At 41.6% G+C, this 18,562-nt stretch carries 15 protein-coding genes; 7 read left to right on the top strand and 8 right to left on the bottom strand.

Annotation, left to right across the window (positions count from 1 at the left end):
* Positions 1-15 precede the first annotated feature (15 nt).
* The 3 genes from HWQ40_RS13855 to HWQ40_RS13845 all read left to right on the top strand — a co-directional run bounded on the left by HWQ40_RS13855 (position 16) and on the right by HWQ40_RS13845 (position 2,831).
* Positions 16-1,119: an AI-2E family transporter gene (locus HWQ40_RS13855; RefSeq protein ID WP_292778607.1), complete on the top strand. Its 1,104-nt coding sequence runs from the start codon at positions 16-18 to the stop codon at positions 1,117-1,119.
* Between the two features lie 344 nt (positions 1,120-1,463).
* Entirely contained in the window at positions 1,464-2,210 is a 747-nt protein-coding gene (locus HWQ40_RS13850) for a hypothetical protein (protein ID WP_292778605.1), read from the top strand.
* A gap of 9 nt (positions 2,211-2,219) precedes the next feature.
* Positions 2,220-2,831, top strand: coding sequence for a DUF4231 domain-containing protein (locus HWQ40_RS13845; RefSeq protein WP_292778603.1), 612 nt, complete (start codon positions 2,220-2,222; stop codon positions 2,829-2,831).
* Positions 2,832-3,216: 385 nt separating this feature from the next.
* On the opposite strand, the gene HWQ40_RS13840 is transcribed toward HWQ40_RS13845, so the two are convergent.
* From HWQ40_RS13840 to HWQ40_RS13815, 6 genes are all read right to left on the bottom strand, one after another.
* A complete protein-coding gene (locus HWQ40_RS13840) occupies positions 3,217-4,347 on the bottom strand; it encodes a sensor domain-containing diguanylate cyclase (protein WP_292778601.1) in 1,131 nt (376 codons plus the stop codon).
* Positions 4,348-4,826: 479 nt separating this feature from the next.
* Positions 4,827-5,561: an HAD family hydrolase gene (locus HWQ40_RS13835; protein WP_292778599.1), complete on the bottom strand. Its 735-nt coding sequence runs from the start codon at positions 5,559-5,561 to the stop codon at positions 4,827-4,829.
* Between the two features lie 130 nt (positions 5,562-5,691).
* Positions 5,692-6,828, bottom strand: coding sequence for a 30S ribosomal protein S1 (locus HWQ40_RS13830; RefSeq protein WP_292778597.1), 1,137 nt, complete (start codon positions 6,826-6,828; stop codon positions 5,692-5,694).
* Between the two features lie 294 nt (positions 6,829-7,122).
* On the bottom strand, positions 7,123-7,230 hold the full coding sequence (locus HWQ40_RS13825) for a photosystem II reaction center protein T (RefSeq protein WP_084227385.1): 108 nt from the start codon (positions 7,228-7,230) through the stop codon (positions 7,123-7,125).
* Between the two features lie 106 nt (positions 7,231-7,336).
* On the bottom strand, positions 7,337-8,866 hold the full coding sequence (gene psbB / locus HWQ40_RS13820) for a photosystem II chlorophyll-binding protein CP47 (protein WP_292778595.1): 1,530 nt from the start codon (positions 8,864-8,866) through the stop codon (positions 7,337-7,339).
* A gap of 460 nt (positions 8,867-9,326) precedes the next feature.
* Positions 9,327-9,653 (bottom strand): hypothetical protein, encoded by a 327-nt coding sequence (locus HWQ40_RS13815; RefSeq protein ID WP_292778593.1) that lies wholly within the window; start codon positions 9,651-9,653, stop codon positions 9,327-9,329.
* A 688-nt stretch (positions 9,654-10,341) separates the two neighbouring features.
* On the opposite strand from HWQ40_RS13815, the gene HWQ40_RS13810 reads away from it, so the two are divergent.
* A complete protein-coding gene (locus tag HWQ40_RS13810; RefSeq protein ID WP_292778591.1) occupies positions 10,342-11,994 on the top strand; it encodes an ABC transporter substrate-binding protein in 1,653 nt (550 codons plus the stop codon).
* Between the two features lie 143 nt (positions 11,995-12,137).
* On the top strand, positions 12,138-13,163 hold the full coding sequence (locus HWQ40_RS13805) for an ABC transporter permease (protein WP_292778588.1): 1,026 nt from the start codon (positions 12,138-12,140) through the stop codon (positions 13,161-13,163).
* 16 nt (positions 13,164-13,179) lie between these two features.
* Here HWQ40_RS13805 and HWQ40_RS13800 read toward each other — a convergent pair whose 3' ends face one another.
* Positions 13,180-13,785 (bottom strand): hypothetical protein, encoded by a 606-nt coding sequence (locus HWQ40_RS13800; protein ID WP_292778586.1) that lies wholly within the window; start codon positions 13,783-13,785, stop codon positions 13,180-13,182.
* A 41-nt stretch (positions 13,786-13,826) separates the two neighbouring features.
* Positions 13,827-14,372 (bottom strand): hypothetical protein, encoded by a 546-nt coding sequence (locus HWQ40_RS13795; protein ID WP_292778584.1) that lies wholly within the window; start codon positions 14,370-14,372, stop codon positions 13,827-13,829.
* A 191-nt stretch (positions 14,373-14,563) separates the two neighbouring features.
* Between HWQ40_RS13795 and HWQ40_RS13790 the strand changes: the two genes are divergently transcribed.
* Both HWQ40_RS13790 and HWQ40_RS13785 read left to right on the top strand, forming a co-directional pair.
* Positions 14,564-15,634 carry an ATP-binding protein gene (locus HWQ40_RS13790; RefSeq protein ID WP_292778582.1) on the top strand — a complete coding sequence of 357 codons (1,071 nt, stop codon included), beginning with the start codon at positions 14,564-14,566 and terminating at the stop codon, positions 15,632-15,634.
* A 114-nt stretch (positions 15,635-15,748) separates the two neighbouring features.
* Positions 15,749-18,346 (top strand): ATP-binding protein, encoded by a 2,598-nt coding sequence (locus HWQ40_RS13785; RefSeq protein WP_292778580.1) that lies wholly within the window; start codon positions 15,749-15,751, stop codon positions 18,344-18,346.
* Positions 18,347-18,562: the final 216 nt, after the last annotated feature.

The following is an 18,562-nucleotide window of genomic DNA, read 5'->3' as shown; positions in this document are numbered from 1 at the left end:
ATGGGGTTATCACTAATGCAATCAGCAAACAAACTGCCACGATGGTTAACTATAGGATTGGCATTTCCTATTGCCATTCTCAACGGCTGGCTATTGCTCCAGGTTATACAGTATTTTCAACCATTAGTTAGCATTATTGCCGCCGCCATCCTGCTGGCTTTTGTCTTGAACTATCCAATCCAGTTTCTCCAGGAACAAGGAGTAAAACCCAACTTAGCAATCGGGGGAGTATTACTTTTGACTCTGGTGGTTTTAGTAGCTTTAGGCATCACCTTGGTTCCCCTGATTATTCAACAGCTAGTTGAACTAGCTAATATTTTGCCCAGTTGGATTGATTCTGGTACTCAGCAGCTGCAAGCTTTTCAGGATTGGGCGTTAAGTCAACAGCAACTTCCGATTAATTTAAGTGGTTTATTTACCCAAGTTCTGGAACGATTATCTAACCAACTTCAGTCCTTCACTGGTAGAATTCTTGGTTTTGCCGTGGATACCATTGGTATTGTCCTGAATGTGCTGCTAGCGGTAGTGCTGACTATCTACCTAATATTGAACGGTGAACGTCTTTGGGACGGAATTTTTCAGTGGTTTCCACCTAATATTGGGTCACGAGTACGGGAATTACTGCGAGAGGATTTCCACAATTACTTCATCGGTCAAGCAACATTGGGAGCTGTGTTAGGCGTGACAATTACCCTGGTGTTTTTGGCGCTGCAAGTTCCCTTGGCTCTACTGTTTGGCATTGGTATTGGCTTATTTTCACTCTTCCCCTTTGGTACGGGAGTCGGTATCGCCATAGTAAGTTTGTTGGTAGCGCTGCAAAATTTTTGGTTAGGAGTAGAAGTCTTAGGTGTAGCTGTTGCGATCGACCAAGTTAATTCTAATATTATTGCACCTCGAATTCTCAGTAATTTGACTGGCTTAAATCCTGTGTGGGTGGTGATTTCTTTGTTGTTGGGTGCAAAGTTGGGAGGAGTACTGGGTTTGTTAATTGCGATCCCTATTGCTAGTTTTATCAAGGATATAACAGATAGCTGGCGGGCTGGAGAGTTTAATAAGATAGAGGATATAGAGTCAGAACCTGTGACGGTAAAAAGTGAGAGAGCAGGAACTTATAGCTAAAATTCAATCATTCTGATTAACTGAAAAACTGGTGCGATAGTTCATAAATAAACTGCAAAATCCTCCTGATTTAAGATGTCAACAAACAAGAAGCTATTACTTTGTGGATCAATAATTTTTCAGAAATAAAAATAATGGCAAAAAACTGGAGCGTAGGCTTAGACAGCCGTAGGCATCGCTATTTACATCTAAGTAAAAATTTGGCGAAACATTAATCAATAATAAACCTGTACAAAAGCATCATAAAATTCATTTTCATCAAGGGAATAATGGAATACAATGCTTGCAGAACATGACTGCGAAGCTCTACGCCAGAAAACCTAAGCAGTCAGTATTTTGAAAAAATGAAAAGTTGTTTAAAACTTACTTTTAATAATGGGCAAACAGCATTAGCTACTCAAGTTGAGCAGCCAGAAGAATTGCCTTATGCTCTTAAGACCATAGGGCTGTGCAGTTCGCGCTCTGTTTTAGTAGTAGTGGGGGGTGCAAGTAATATCAGTGAAGCTGACTTTCTCCGTATTCAACGGTTATTTGTGGAAGTTTTAGCCCCCATCGCCGAAACTTTAGGGGCTTATGTCGTGGATGGAGGTACGGACGCAGGAATTATGCGAATGATGGGTGCGGCCCGTACCCAAATAGGTGCTAAGTTTGCTTTAGTTGGTGTGACACCTGAAGGCAAAGTGGCTTTACCTAATCATTCGGAAACTGCTGCTGATTTAACACTGTTAGAGCCAAACCATACTCATTTTGTACTAGTTCCTGGGAATAATTGGGGCGACGAGTCTCCTTGGATATCTTGTGTTGCGACTATGCTGGCCAATGATGCACCTTCGATGACAGTACTCTTGAACGGTGGTGAAATTACCTTTAAGGATGCCTTTTCTAGCGTTAATAGCGGCAGGGTAGTTCTTGTGATTGCTGGTAGTGGTAGAACCGCAGATATACTTGTAGATGCTTTGTGTGGAAAGGCTACTGATGAACGAGCCAAAAAGCTAGCTAAATCTGGTACATTACAATACATCGACTTAATCGACATAGAGAAAGGAGCTGAGAATTTAGGCAAAGTAATTAAGGGGTTACTTTCTAATTAGGAGTAAAAAATGGCAAAAAAAGATAGTTATCACGAATTTTTAAAAGAAGATTTTAACCAGTTATTTGCAGGTATTAACTTAGGTGATGTGCACAAACATTTTTTGCGATCGCGCTGGTTAGACCAAGTACTCTGGATGGAAAGTAAGGCGAATTTCTCGCGCGATCGCCATTATTTATTACGGGTAACAACTATTATTGGTGGTGTAGTTCTCCCGGCATTGGTAAGTCTAAATATTAACACTAATTTCAAACCTAACAATAGGGATATCATTATGTGGTCAACTTTTGGTTTGAGCCAAATAGTTGCTATTAGTGCTGCCATTGAAGAGTTTTTTCACTATGGAGAACGCTGGCGACACTATCGCCGAACAGTTGAATCTTTGAAAACCCAAGGCTGGCAATTCTCACAATTGACAGGCCCTTATCGTATTTATCCAAGTCACGAACAGGCATTTAATCTATTTGCAAGTCATGTAGAAGATATTATTCAGCGAGATGTGGAAATATATGCCACTCAAGTTGTACAAGAAAAGAAAGAAGAAAAACATAATCAGGAAGACCATATCCTTCTGCAAAATACAAAGATAACCAATTTAGAAGACAAGAAAGACGAAGAATAAAATTGATTCAATAAACTCTCCCCTGTTAGATAAAAATATAATAATAGTTAGAAATAAAGTCCAGGAGAGTAGACCTCTTGCAAAAGTCCCTAACACCCCACCCCCAACCCCTCCCCTTAGCAAGGGGAGGGGAGACAAAGCGTAGCTTTGGCAGGGTGGGGTTCTTATTTTTGATTTATGCAAGAGGTCTAGTAATTTACTTATAGACTTTATCTGATTGCAATAAATTAACGTGATTTCAACGAATAAAAAACTAAAAAGTATAACTTGTAAAGATTAAAACAGTGTTTATTGAGAATCAGGTCAAGACAGTGGACAATCAATCAGGAATGAAAAAAGAGATAAAAAAGCTGAGTATTAACATTTAGATATGGTTCCTAAAGGATTAGAAGGTGCTGTTGTTATTGCTAGAACTTCGCTTGGCACGTTTTTGCTGGTACATCAACTCATCTGCCTGCAATATCAGTTTTTCCAATGAAACATCTTCATTGATAACGCACTCTTGAACTCCAATACTCATTGATAGATGATAACTTCTACCTCGATTCTGATTAAATAAATCAATATTAGTTTGTAGGCGAACACTAATTCCATTCGTACGATCTGAACATTTAGGAATGAATACGACAAACTCATCACCCCCCCATCGAGCAACGATGTCAGAATCTCGATAGGTTTGACTTAGTAGGTCTGCGGCGTCTACTATTACCCGATCTCCAACTTCATGTCCAAACGTATCATTGATTTGCTTCAATCCATCTATATCTATAAATAGGAGACAACAGGGCTTTTGTAGCCGATGGGCTAGCTTTAATTGCTGATCTGCAAATAGAAAAAAGCCTCGTCGATTGTAGACTCCGGTTAATTCATCCGTTAGAGATAAGCGCCGAACTTCTGCCTCAGCTTTTTGATGCCCTTCTATTTCTTTTTCTAGTGCAGCAGTTCGATTGTGGACTCTTTGTTCTAATTCATTATAAATCTGCACGTTTTCCATTGCGACAGCCGTTGTGTCTGCCAATGCCTGTAATAGCTTTACTTTTTTTTCCGTTGGCTGATATAAAGTTGCCCAATATGTTCCAATTGCACCGATGGGGTTACATGCTCGGATCGGCACCATTGCCAAGCTTTTTACAAAAGTCGGTTGGTAGGCTGTAAATGGAATCCGTTCATCTCCATAAATATCACTAATCACAACGGGCTGACGGTTTCGCATCGTATGCCCACTAATGCACATACTCATCGGGAATCGTTGCCCTTTCCATAAGGGAGCGATCGCATCTTCATCTGCGTAATAACATTGCTCTCCATCTCGTAGCACAAAACTAGCCCCATCTGCCCCAGTCAATTCACGCGCAGATTTTCGCACAATCTCCATAATTTGCTCTAGCGTCCGTGCCAATGACAATGCTTGAACAACCTCAATTAAATGCTCCATCCCCTGAACATAAGATATTTCAGCTTTGACATCATTAGAATCAGAAATGATGACAGGTGAAGCAGAGCTTTGAAAATTCATGCGCTTCCACCAATAAAAAACGATCAAAAATTAGTTGAGACTGCGATCGTGATCGCAATCTCTTCATTCTTAAAAACAAGGCAAAGGTATCTTATTTTTATAATGCTTACTGAGCAAAAGTTTCAAGCATTATTTATTTTTGGGAGTAAATTTTAAACCCCTGCTGGGCATGGATTACAGAATTTAAATGCGTTTGCCCTGATTCTAAAAAATTTCCCATTTTATTCTATTAGAGATATTACGGATTTTTTTAACGATCTATCTAAAGAAAGATTGCAAGACTATCTTGATATGTTAAGTTAGCATGATTTTTGCGAATAAAATAGAAAGCTTATTTTAAGTATAGATAAACACTAAGTATATTGATTGATTTGACATAGAAATTCTGTGACGTAGATAATTTCTATGCCATCTGAAAACTAATGTGGCAGAAAAACGGCAGTTGGGGCGTTTTTTGAGTTCATCAAACTCAGGTTAAATTAATTTTCTAAAATTTGGATTTCATCAAGTTGATTAATCACCACATCTGCACCTCGGACGTTATCTGACTTACCTACCCAAGTGATACCAATACAACCTGCGGCTTTAGCATTACGCGCCATTTGCATATCACCAACTGAATCACCCACCATCAATGTAGCGTTCGGTTCAACTCCCAAAGCTTGGCAAGCTTGCAAAAATAGCACTGGATCTGGTTTACTCGGCCCTTCATCTACGCCCATTTCTAACTGGATATAATCACTTAACTGGTGATTGGCTACAAAATTACGTACTTCTTCAGTTGTCGCAGCCGAGAGGATGCCAAGTTTTAGACCGCCCTCACGTAGGTATTTCAAAATTTCTAGGCTACCTACAAACAGTGGTGAAGGAGTTTGTCCAATGTATTTTTCCGCTTCATCCAAAGCTTGACGGGCTATTTTTAAGCACTCAAACCATCCTCTTCCTGTTTCGGCAATATATGCCGCAGCCGCAATTTCTGTTTCACGGCGGCTTGCTACTGATATTAAACCTGCGGGATCTAGAAGATTGCCATTGATGCCAAATGCCATTAATAGGGGTTCCCCAGTTCCAGGAATTTGAGCATCTATTAATCTTGCTGCCTTTTGTGCTAGCGATCGCAAATACGTTTCTGAATCTTCTAGAGTACCGTTTTTGTCAAACAAAATTGCCTGGATACGATCAAAAGTGATATTTCTACATTTAATGGTTGCCATAATATTTAACTTATAATTACTCCCAACTCTTCACTTTACCGATTCTCCACATAAAAAAAGAGGGAAAAACCCTCTTTATAAAATGATTTAATACTCTTACTTAAAAACAAGTAAAACTATAAAAAATCTATTACTCTTCAATAGCTGCTGGAACTGCTGGAATTTCCTCTTCAGTTTCCGTCGCTGGTGTAATCTCTGTTTCAATTTCCGCAACTACTGGAATATCTTCTTCAAGTTCTACTGCTGGTGGAATATCTTCTTCAAGTTCTGCTGCTGGTGGAATATCTTCTTCAAGTTCTGTTGCTGGTGGAATATCTTCGTCTGCAACAACTTCCGCAGGTGTAGCCGCCGCAGCAGTAGCACCTTGCTGCTTGGCTAATAGCTGTTCGCGATACTTAGCAGCCATTTCTTCTGCCTTATCGTAGACCAAATCCCGGTTTTTAATCATGTCGCCGGGTTCGGGTTCTAGCTGCTTGGTAGATAGGGAAATGCGACCCCTTTCTGCATCCAAGTCAATGATCATAACTTTCACTTCATCATTGACATTGAACACGCTATGAGGTGTATCAATATGTTCGTGAGAAATCTCAGAAATATGCAGTAGACCACTGACGCCGCCAATGTCGATGAAAGCACCGTAGGGTTTGATACCACGAACAGTACCAATTACTACTTCGCCGACTTCTAGGCGGTTCATCTTACGCTCAACCAGCGCCCGACGGTGAGATAGAACGAGGCGATTACGTTCTTCGTCTACCTCTAGGAATTTCAACGGCAGATCCTCGCCTACCAATTCTTCTTTAGGTTTGCGGGTACTGATGTGGGAACCTGGGATAAAGCCACGTAATCCCTCAATTCGTACCAATGCTCCACCGCGATTGGTTGCAAATACACCAGAACGGACAGTAGCATCTTCTGCTTGCAACTGCCGCACGCGTTCCCAAGCCCGCATATATTCAATACGGCGAATGGAAAGGGTTAATTGACCATCTTCGTTTTCATCGGTAAGGATGAAAAATTCGCGCGTTTCGTTTGACTGTAATACTTCTTCCGGGCTATCCACCCGGTTAATAGACATTTCTTGTATAGGTATATATGCTGCGGTTTTAGCACCAATGTCAATCAGAGCGCCGCGCGGCTCTATACTGAAAACTGTTCCTGGGACAACATCACCAGGGCTAAAATGATAATCGTATTTGTCAAGTAGAGCAGCGAAATCTTCGTGAGTGAATCCAATTTCTGTAGCGGTTAAATTCTGATTGACCATGCTGATTTGTTCCTGGTTCTAGTCTCCGTAAAGGTGGTGCGACAAGCGCGATGCGTTATGTAAGCAGTACTATGGCAGCTTACACAAAACATCCTTTTTCATCCTAGCGCAGAAAAGCTAGCATTAACACATATCTACTCCCAAGATTGGAAATTATATCACAATATAAAAATGATTTGTCATTTACTTAGTAGTAAAAACCAACAAAGGACGAACACAATAATATCCGTTGCCACCATGCTTAGTAGCAACGGATATTAAGATTAAATCCGCTTAAAAGTCTGTGGATAGGATCTACTTATCTTTTGGTTTCTCAAAACGAGGGGGTTCGCGAAATGCGATCGCAAAGAAGAGAGTACCTATACACAGAGTAAAAATCAAGATGTACGCAACGCTTTCCATATTACGATTTCCTCTTTATCCAGCCATTAGTTAAAGTTTTTAATGCTGAGTCAACTGAGTGCTGAGTCGGAGCCTTAACTCAGAACTCAGCACTCAGCACTGAGAATTAAAGGGCTTCCTTCCGGCGGGTTGACTTGTCACCCACTTTCTGGAACAGACCCCACTCAACTTGCTCTTCAAGATCCGCGTCAACACCAGCAAATACGTCTCGGTAGATTGTCCGAGCGCCATGCCAGAGATGACCAAAGAAGAACAGCAAAGCAAATACGGCGTGTCCAAAGGTAAACCAACCTCTAGGACTGGTGCGGAATACACCATCAGAGTTCAAGGTTTCCCGGTCAAATTCAAAGATTTCACCGCCTTGAGCCTTACGGGCGTACTTCTTCACATCAGCTGGTTCTGTAAAGGTCTGACCATTCAGATTGCCACCGTAGAAACTAACGGTGACACCAGATTGCTCGAAGCTATATTTAGATTCTGCTCGACGGAAGGGAATGTCAGCACGGACAATTCCATCTGCGTCGGTTAAGACCACTGGGAAGGTTTCAAAGAAGTTTGGGAGACGACGTACAGTCAATTCCCGCCCTTCAGAATCTTTGAATACGGCGTGACCTTGCCAAGATTGGGCAATGCCATCACCCTTCACCATTGGCCCTGTACGGAATAGACCGCCTTTAGCGGGGCTATTACCGACATAATCATAGAAAGCCAATTTTTCAGGAATCTGCGACCAAGCTTGCTCAAGGTTTACACCTTGGGCAACGTTTGTTTGGACGCGGCGCTGAATTTCTTGACGGAAGTAGTTCTGATCCCATTGATAGCGGGTAGGGCCAAACAATTCGATGGGTGTGGCGGCGTTACCGTACCACATAGTACCAGCAACAACGAAAGCAGCGAAGAAGACTGCTGCAATACTGCTAGAAAGTACTGTTTCAATGTTCCCCATCCGCAAGGCTTTGTAGAGCCGTTCAGGGGGTCTAACTGTGAGGTGGAATAAGCCTGCAATAATACCAACAACACCAGCGGCAATGTGGTGAGCCGCAATGCCACCAGGGTTATAGGGGTTAAAACCATCTGGGCCCCATTCTGGTGCTACTGCCTGGGCAGCGCCAGTTATACCATAAGCGTCAGAAACCCATATTCCCGGCCCAAATAGTCCGGTGACGTGAAAAGCACCAAATCCAAAACAAAGTAGACCAGATAAGAACAGGTGAATGCCAAACATTTTTGGCAAATCTAGAGCGGGTTCACCAGTGCGGGGATCTCTAAAAAGTTCCAAATCCCAGTAAACCCAGTGCCATACGGCGGCTAGAAATAGCAGACCGGAAAGAACAATATGAGCGGCAGCAACACCCTCAAATGACCAGAAGCCAGGATCACTTCCTGCGCCACCAGTAACGTTCCAACCACCCCAAGATTGAGTAACACCCAAACGTGACATGAACGGCAAGACGAACATTCCTTGACGCCACATCGGATTGAGAACTGGATCGCTAGGGTCAAAAACAGCTAGTTCGTAGAGTGCCATCGAACCAGCCCAGCCTGCTACTAAGGCTGTGTGCATTAGGTGTACAGAAATCAGTCGCCCTGGATCATTCAGAACGACTGTATGTACTCGGTACCAGGGTAGTCCCATCGACTACGCTCCTCCTCGATGAGTTAGTTTACAAAGCAATTTTCTTACTGAGGTTATGAGAGACGAAAATCGCTACTCATAAAACTCTCTCTTGTTTTTTGTTATTGCCAGAGCCAGAGTATTACCACAGCTTAGTCTTAATAAGTCAGACAGCGTGGGTGCTTTGGCAATGCTTACTCGCTTCGGGAGGTTTACCTATGTAGGGTAGCCATCGCCAAGCAAAAATGAGAATGTTTTAAAAAGTGTAACTATTGATGGAATTGTTTGCAAGCGTGTAAATTGATGCGATCGCGTAGCATGTCCAAGTTTTTTCGCTACCAATAGCCGTCTAGGATGAAATTTGCTTATCTTTTCTTTACGATGAGAGGGGAGCAGGGGAGCAGGGGAGAAGAGAAGTTGTAGTAAGTTTTATCCCCTCTGCCCCTCTGCACCTCTGCCTCTTGTGCCCCATGCCCACTATCTACTGAACCACCAAGTGGATATTTTGCAGTTGACACTTCGCCTCGGCTGTACCCAGGCGTTCGATTACCTGTTCGGCGCTCATCAGACGCTTGAGTACTACTTGACCGATGGTCTGACTACCAATTACTGGTGTTGTTGGCTTCACTTCCACGGTTAAAACGGCTTCTTCAACTCGATGAAGCCAGAGCAATTCATTTTCTTCGACTAAACAAATATTCATTCGCTGAATATCTGGTTGGCGTCGCCATGCAGTTATTTGCCAGAGTCCATCAGATGCCCAAACTCTTGCAACTGCCCATCCCTCAGATAGAAAGAAATACTTCACGGTCTTAGTCCCACTATTAGACTTTCAATCTGCTGTTAACAATATCGCGATCGCCTTAGTCGCTGATGTTCAAACACTCTTCTTTTTCAGAATACAGCCGATCTTGACGATAAACAGCTCTATCGATGTCTGTTCCCAAGCAGCAACAAGTAAAATTTCAACGTACACTAATTGGGCTAAGTGTCAAAGCTTAACAAGACCTATTTTCCTAGTAATGTATGAATTTACGACAATTTTAGCCAATATTAAAATTTTTAATTAAATAAAAACTTTTCAATACTTAACAAATTTTAAATATTTAAATGTCAAATTCTGTATTTTATCAATGATTTTTTGTAACAAAATAGTGCGTAGGCATAGCCCGTACTTCTCTACAAGAGGCTGCGCCAACGGCAAGCTCACTGACCATCGTAGACATCACACAGTAGCAATAAACTTAATTATGAAGTTGAGTATCCGCCACAAATTTTTGATTTAGATGGCTATAGAGTCATTTAATGTAGAGTCAAGTTCTCTCTCACTTGGCTGTACAAGTTCTGTTTTTTATACGTATATACTTAGCCGTAGGCATTGCCAACTAAAGCACGCGTTCCATTGAAACAAGAACCATTATAAATTGTGAAGATTCAGCACAAGAGTCACAAATGTAGTAAAATTGCTGACCGCTGATATCAAATATATTATTGCTATGACCTGGTTTTCCTTGTTCGTGAAACGGTGGGGTCGGATTACACAATTCCTATCTTTGTTCTGTCTATGTTTATTTTTAGTTGTTAGTTGCACTCCTCGTCCACAGCCAACTACGCCGCCATCTGGTTCTGTAAATACCCCTACAGGTGATGGTCGTATTACTATAGGTACAACAGCCAAGCCAAGAACCCTTGATCCGGCTGATGCTTATGAGTTAGCATCATTGGGTTTGGTGTTTAATATGAGCGATCGCCTCTACAACTACGAACCAGGAAGCACCGAAATTAAACCCCAACTAGCTACAGCATTACCCAAAGTCAGTCAAGACGGCTTAACTTATACCATCCCCTTACGTCAGGGAGTAGTTTTTCACGATGGGACTCCCTTCAATGCTCAAGCAATGGCCTTTACCATCCAGCGGTTTATTGAAAATAAAGGAAAACCCTCATTTTTACTAGCTGATATAGTAGATTCGATAAAACCTACAAGCGAGTATGAGTTGACAATCAAGCTGAAAAAGTCCTTTGCAGCTTTTCCCTCACTGTTGGCATTTCCTGGAATTTGTGCAGTTTCGCCAAAAGCTTACGAAGTCGGCGCTGGTAAATTCAAGCCGAATATTTTTGTGGGAACTGGCCCTTACAAATTAGGACAGTATGGTACTGATTCCATCCGATTTGATGTGTTTGATAAATATTGGGGAGAAAAACCAGGTAACAAGGGTGTTAATCTCCAAATTCAAACTAGTCCAGTCAATTTGTTTAATGCTTTTCGTACAGGTGCAGTCGATGTAGCTTATCTGTCACTGCAACCAGATCAAAATCGGAGCTTGGAAGAAGGTGGTAAAAAAGGGGATTGGCAAGCGATCGCAGCTGAAGGTAGTGTAGTAAGTTATCTGGTATTAAACCGGAATCAAAAGCCTTTAGATAAATTAGAGGTAAGACAAGCGATCGCATCCATAATTGACCGTCCACTTTTAAACGAGCGAGTATTACTTGGTCAAGCAGATCCGCTTTATAGTATGATTCCCACAACGTTTAAAGTTTCTGTGCCATTATTCAAAGATAAATATGGTGATGCTAACTTCGATCAAGCTAAAAAATTATTAACTACTGCTGGCTTCTCCAAAGAAAATCCTGCAAAAGTGCAAGTTTGGTATCCTTCTAGTTCACCTACTCGGAGTTTGGCAGCACAGACACTCAAATCTCTTGTGGATGTCAAAATGGATGGAATACTGCAATTTGAAGTTACCCAAGCGGAAGGGCCTGCCTTTTTTAAAGACATTGCCAAGGGTTTGTATCCGGCAGCTTTACTTGATTGGTATCCAGACTTTTTAGATCCAGATAATTACGTCCAGCCGTTTTTATCTTGTGACAAAGGTTCAGTTGCTAAAGGATGCGAAGATGGAGGCAGTCAAACTCAGGGTTCGTTCTACTATAACGAAGCTATAAATAAACTGATTGATGGGCAACGCAAAGAACAAAACCCCGAAGCGCGTCAGAAAATTTTTAACGAAATTCAAACGCAAGTTACTACTGATGTACCTTACGTTCCCTTATGGCAAAACAAAGACTATGTATTTGCCCGAAATGGTGTTAATGGCGTAGAACTTAACCCTACCCAAATTTTGGTTTACCAGACACTTAAAAAGTAGTCATTAGTCATTAGTCATTAGTAATAACTGTTGACTATTGACTTTTGACTATTCGATAAAAATTTTCTTGTTCAATATCTATCTATTTGATAGCTAAAATAGTTCCCAAACGTGCTTTGTGAATTTTAAAATTTAAATTACTTATGTCTCGTTCTAAAGCTTTACAATATTACATTGTTTCTCGGTTGCTTCTTGCGCCACTTCAGCTATTAACTATCATCACCATTGTATTTCTTTTACTAAGAGCAACACCAGGAGATCCAGCAGATGCAATTCTTGGTGGACGTGCGCCAGAAGCAGCTAAAGAAGAATTGCGAAAACAACTCGGTTTAAACCTTCCCCTGTGGCTACAGTACCTAAATTATTTGGGAAGCATACTGCGCTTTGACTTGGGAACCTCTTTAATGAGCCGGGGACAAAATGTTTGGGATATCATTGGGCAATATTTCCCGGCGACAGTGGAGTTAGCAGTATGTAGTATGGCGGTTGCACTCATCGTCGGAATTGCGGTTGGGACTCTTTCGGCTTCCCGTCCTGGGACATATTTTGATGTCGGCGGGCGCTTATTTGGGATCATCACCTACGCACTTCCGATGTTTTGGGCGGGAATGCTTTTGCAGTTGATTTTCTCAGTCCAATTGGGTTGGTTTCCTAATTCCAATCGCTTTCCGCCCAATCTCCCGGCTCCCACTCCTGTCACTGGATTGTATACAATTGATAGCCTACTGGGTGGAAACTTCACCCAGTTTTTGGCATCTTTGCACCATCTGGCCCTACCAAGTCTCACACTAGGAATTTTGCTCAGTGGGATTTTTGAGCGAATTGTGCGAGTGAATTTAAAGCAAACCTTGCAAGCAGATTATGTAGAAGCGGCTAGAGCTAGAGGTATTGGTGAAAATAAGATTTTAGCCTCCCACGCTTTAAAAAATGCGCTAATTCCAGTGATTACAGTCTTGGGATTAACCTTTGCATCTCTCTTGGGTGGGGCGATTTTGACAGAGGTAACATTTTCTTGGCCTGGTTTGGCTAATCGACTTTATCAAGCGATCGCCGATCGCGATTATCCCACAGTCCAGGGAGTGCTAGTCTTTTTTGGTGCGATCGTTGTCAGCGCCAGCATTTTAATTGATATTTTAAATGCTTATGTAGATCCGCGAATTCGGTATTAAGCTGTTTGACATTTTATTAATCTTCTTGAGAAATACCACTGGCTAAAATACCAAGAATTTTATTCACATCTTTGAGATAATATTCGCTTAAATCAATGCTCAATGTTTGTTTTTCTAGTTTAATGAATTGCCATATACTGCCCGTTGTGACTGCTCCGTAAATTATTTTAATCTCAGTTGCAGCTTGCTCATTAAATATTTGGGCTGCTACCATTTCCGCCGCACACTGACCCAAACCCCCATTAATATTTTCTTTTTTAGCTTCTACAATTGTAATTACTGGTGCTGTCAAAATTAGAATTTCTGGAGATTTAGTAATAATAAAATCGCAAGTGCCGTTTAATCCTTTGCTATTATCAACAGTAAAATCTACCCCAGAAAATAAACCAATTTGCTCGCGTAATTGTCGGCGCAAGTCAACTAAAATTGGCGCAATAATTAACTCAGAACGCGCTTTTTCACTATTACTACCTAAAGCAATATCCAGGTTATAATTAAGTGTTTCTACAAGTAAATTACTCGCTGCTAATTCAGGAACAGCAGCGAAAATATCGCGTTTTTCTAACGTGGTTAAACTAAACTCTTGTTTTGCTTTAGCTAAACTAAACTCGCTGTAAGCCATAAAACTATTCCTCACTTTCGCTTTTAAATAGAAGACTGAAATTACTGTCCAACATCCAAGTTAAAGTAGAAACTACCGTCAACAATTCTGTTGCTACCAACATACTTGATAATGGGTATGTTGACTTGGTGCTGTCCTGGTTCAAGCTTCCAAATTTTTTGGAAGTTACCAATATTATGACAAGCAGCATAAATCGGGAAGTTACTAGGAGTGAAAAGTCCATTTTTATAACTCTGGACTCCATGTTTAAATAAATATCCTCTGACTTCTACTTTATTGAGTAGAGTTTGAGATGGGATGCAATAATAGACGTTTGATAATCTTAGAGTATCTCCAGATTTGAGAAATAGGCGATCGCGATTTTTTACTTGCTGAGGTTCGTTGCTATTAACCTGCACTGTAAGATTAGCGACACAGACTTTATCAGCAAGAACTTTGTCACATATTGCAGAGGTGGCGGTGACAAAAGGCTTTGGTTCTGAAGAAGATTTTTTATCCCGCTCAATTAATGCAGGTGCTACCGTAGCTAGTATGGCGCCGGTAGCAGCGATGAGAGCAAGTACAAGCTGTTGTCTAAAAGTTGCCATTTTTCAAACTCCTCAACTTTTTTTGGTGTAACACCATCATCACTTGAGACATAAGCTCTATAGGTAGGCGCTAGTAGGGAGTTTGAGTGATTAAATTGTTGTAAGGGAAAGTAGGCAAATGTATGTTTGTAGGGTAAAGTAGTACACTACTGACTGATTTTAACTTTGCTCTGTTAATTCCCTTACATTTAATGGACTCACAAAAAGCATTAACATTCATTAATAAGCTACTTGCAAAGGATAAGCAAGTCTTAAATGACTTAGAACAAAAGCTCTTTTTAGGGATGTGGCAAGGGAAGGAGTATAGAGAGATTGTTAATGATGGTTCTTATAGTGAAGAACATGTGAGAGATGTGGGTGCAAAGTTATGCAAAAAGATTACACAACTTTTAGAAATACAAGTTAAAAAAAGAAATTTTAAAAATCCAATAAAAGAAGGATATCAAAAGTATTCAGAACAAGCTTCACTTTCCCAAGAACTAGTTGTAGAAGCAACTAATCCACCAATAAAAGATGAATTATACTCAGCTAATCTATTGCCGCAAAATCATAATCCTTTTATTCCACAACACGGCAGAATAGAAGACTCACAACAGTTTTTTGGCAGAGGACACGAAATATCACGGGTATTTGAAGTACTTAACAGTAATAGTAGTGTCGCGCTCATAGGAGAAGAAGGAATCGGCAAGTCATCTTTATTATGGGTGATTTGCCAACAGGCAGAAAATTATTTACAGTTACCACGCGAGCCAGTTTTTTTAGATTTAAATAATGGAGTTCATGATGAAGATGAATTCTACTTTGCTTTGTGCGATAAAATTGGTATTCCTGAAAGCAAAGGCTATAGACTAACTCGCAATTTGCAAAAGAAAAAAGTGCTATTAGCTATAGATAATTTAGGAAAATTAATCGAAAACGGCTTTACTCGCCAAGTTAGGGATCAATTGCGCGGTTTAGCTGAAGGGCGTGATGCTTCTTTGCGGTTGATTTTAGCTGCTAGCGAACCTCTGGACAAGCTATTTAACGACAGTCAGGATAATGGCAAAACATCTCCACTGGCAGGTATTTGCCAAGAAGAACACATTCATCCTTGGGATGAAGGCACTATGCGTGCTTTTATTACCAACCATTTGGCTAACACTTCAGTGAGTTTTACTGAAGACAAAATCATCCAACTCATCCAAGAAAGTGGCGGACATCCTCGCAAACTGATGCAACTGTGCTATAGAACTTATTCGCAGTATATGGAGAGTGTGCGATGAGTGATACCCTTTTGACCTCTCCCTCAACCCCTTCCTTACAAGGGAAGCAAGATTACTTCTACTCTCGCTTACTTTATAGGAAGGTAGCTGGGAAGGTTAGGTTCTTCACGGTTAATGATGGAGGCTGAATTGACCCCTGTACCCCGCCTAGACTTAGCACCCAAGTTAAAGCATCCTCTCTCTCTATGGAACCCGCTGGATTATCTGCGCCTTTTGTACTGGGTGTTTTTCTTTCCGCAGGCTTTGCGGTGGTATGTGGATACATTCGGGGGTGGGTATATTCCTGAAAGAGAAATGAATTGGCGAAAGGGATGGGAGTTATTATCTCAAAATGCTATCCAACGCCAGTTACTTTTTCAAGGATTAGTTTTAACAGTAATTACACCCGTAGCTATAGGCTTAATTTTTCAGACTTTAAATGTTCACGTTAACTGGTTAGGCATGGTGTTAGGCGTGGCGTTAGGCGTGGCGTTAGGCGTGGCGAGAGGCGTGGCGTTCGGTGTGGCGTTCGGTGTGGCGTTCGGTGTGGCGTTCGGTGTGGCGTCAGGCGTGGCGTCAGGCGTGACGAGAGGCGTGACGAGAGGCGTGTTCAATGGGATGCTCGGTGTGTTGAGCGTGGCGTTAGGCGTGTTCAACCTGTTCAATGGGGTGTCCGGCGTGTTCAACGTGGCGTTAGGCGTGTTCAACGTGGCGTTAGGCGTGGCGGTACTGCGTCCAGAAACTTGGCTTATTGGCTCACTTTTAAACCTGCGAATCATCCAAAACGGTAGTTGGCTATTCTCTCGCATTACTCCGCTTCCTCTTCCTAATCTTGTCTGGCGCTTGGAAAATTGGCTACAAAATGATTGGGAAATAGGTTTACATAATACTAATGAATTGCTGGCATATACCTTACAATTCATTCCTGTTATCCAAGCAGTCAATAGAGTACTTGCCAAAATCCCCTCAGAAGAAATTATTAGGACTGTCTCTCGACTAGCAGCAAATCCCTTTGATTGGAATATAGTACATTTTGCCTCAGTTTCTCTAGATGAAATCCTAAAATCAACGTTTATCAAAAGTTTCTTCCCCTCCTCCTTGTTCTTTTTCTTAGCTTGTTCTTGGGGAGAGGGTTTACAGCCTCGTCTTAATACAGATACTCGCTTATATATTCCTGCTCGTGTTGCTGCCGCTGGTTTTTGGTATCTACATGAAAAACAACCAGCGAAAGCAGTAAAGGCTTTTAAAATAGTGCGTTCTCTTCTCTATGGCGAGGAAATGTTTACCCTTGCCCAAACTCTAGAGGCATTTCAGAAGGCTCAAACATCAGCGTCTATTGCAGCTATCCAAGTTCCTCCTTTTCCCCAGGAACCGCTTTTACGTTCAATTACCTGGAAAGTGCTTGCTAATCTGCGTCGAGTTGTTGAGGATGTTCAGTTTGTTAACCGCAGCATCTCACGTTCAGCCAGGTCTTTAGCTCTGAATCGAGCATTAGGCGAACTGACAAAGATCCTAAATCAAGCCGACACATTACCACAAGCAGAGCAAGGGTTAATAATAGATATCGCTCAAACTTGGCAAAAAAGCCTTTTACAAATTGCTGGTGAAGTGGGAGAAATTTCCATCACCAAACCTGTGGTTAATCCTTATGTTGTAGGCAACCCCGTTGAAGGTCATCTCTTTGTTGGGCGAGAAGATGTCATTAGACAGTTAGAAGAACTTTGGGTGATGGGTAATCAACTCCAGTCTATAGTTCTCTACGGTCACAGGCGCATGGGCAAAACTTCTATTCTGCTTAACGCTGCTCAATGTCTAGGCTCACAAATACAGCTAGCTTATGTCAACTTGCTACGTTTGGGAGATAGTCCCCAAGGTGTGGGTGAGGTGCTAATGGCAATTTGTGATGAAATTTCTCAAACTGTAAAACTTCCACCCCCAACTGACGCTGATTTACTAAATCTCCCCTACCGGACTTTTGAACGCTATTTAAAACAGGTTGAAGCAAACCTAAACGGTGGGTTAATCATTGCCTTAGACGAGTTTGAGAAAATTGAAAATTTAATTGAAGCGAAAAAAATCCCTATCGACTTTATGGGTTTTCTACGCGGTTTAGTGCAAATGAGTTCTAAAATCGCCTTTGCATTTGCTGGTTTGCACACCTTAGAAGAGATGACAGCAGATTATTTTCAACCCTTCTTTGCCAGTGTCATTCCTATTCATGTAGGCTTTCAAGAACGTGCAGCTACCCACCAAATTATTGCTAACCCAGGTAATGAAGACTTCCCCCTCGACTACATTTGGGAAGCTTTAGATGAAATTTATGCTTTAACACACGGTCAACCATATTTAGTGCAACTGCTGGGTTTTCAGCTAGTACGCCGCTACAATGACTTTGTTTTTGAGCAAGGACGATCGCGTGACCCAGTTTTCACAGTAGAAGACGTGGAAGCAGTTATCAATAACCCTGAGTTTTTCAAACGGGGACGCTACTACTTTGATGGGGTTTGGGGTCAGGCGGCGCGGGGTGCTGATGGTCAACAAGCAATTGTACAAGTGCTTGCACCTCATCCAGAAGGGCTAAGTCTGGATGCCTTAGCTCAATCTACAGGTCTGAACGATACCAATTTACAGGAAGCGCTGAATACTCTGAAGCGTCATGATGTCGTTGAAGAAATTCAGGGAAACTGGCGGATTATGGTAGAACTGTTTCGCCGTTGGGTTTTGCAGCAGTAGAGTACGAGCGATCGCATTTGCTATTTCGGCGACAGCATTTGTTATTTCGGAGTACGCATTTGTTATTTCGGGGTACTCATTTGTTATTTCGGGGTACTCATTTGTTATTTCGGAGTACGCATTTGTTATTTCGGAGTACTCATTTGTTATTTCGGGGTACGCATTTGTTATTTCGGGGTACTCATTTGTTATTTCGGGGTACTCATTTGTTATTTC

Source organism: Nostoc sp. NMS9, from assembly GCF_017114995.1.
GTDB lineage: Bacteria > Cyanobacteriota > Cyanobacteriia > Cyanobacteriales > Nostocaceae > Nostoc.
This window is presented reverse-complemented; position numbering and strand designations above follow the sequence as displayed.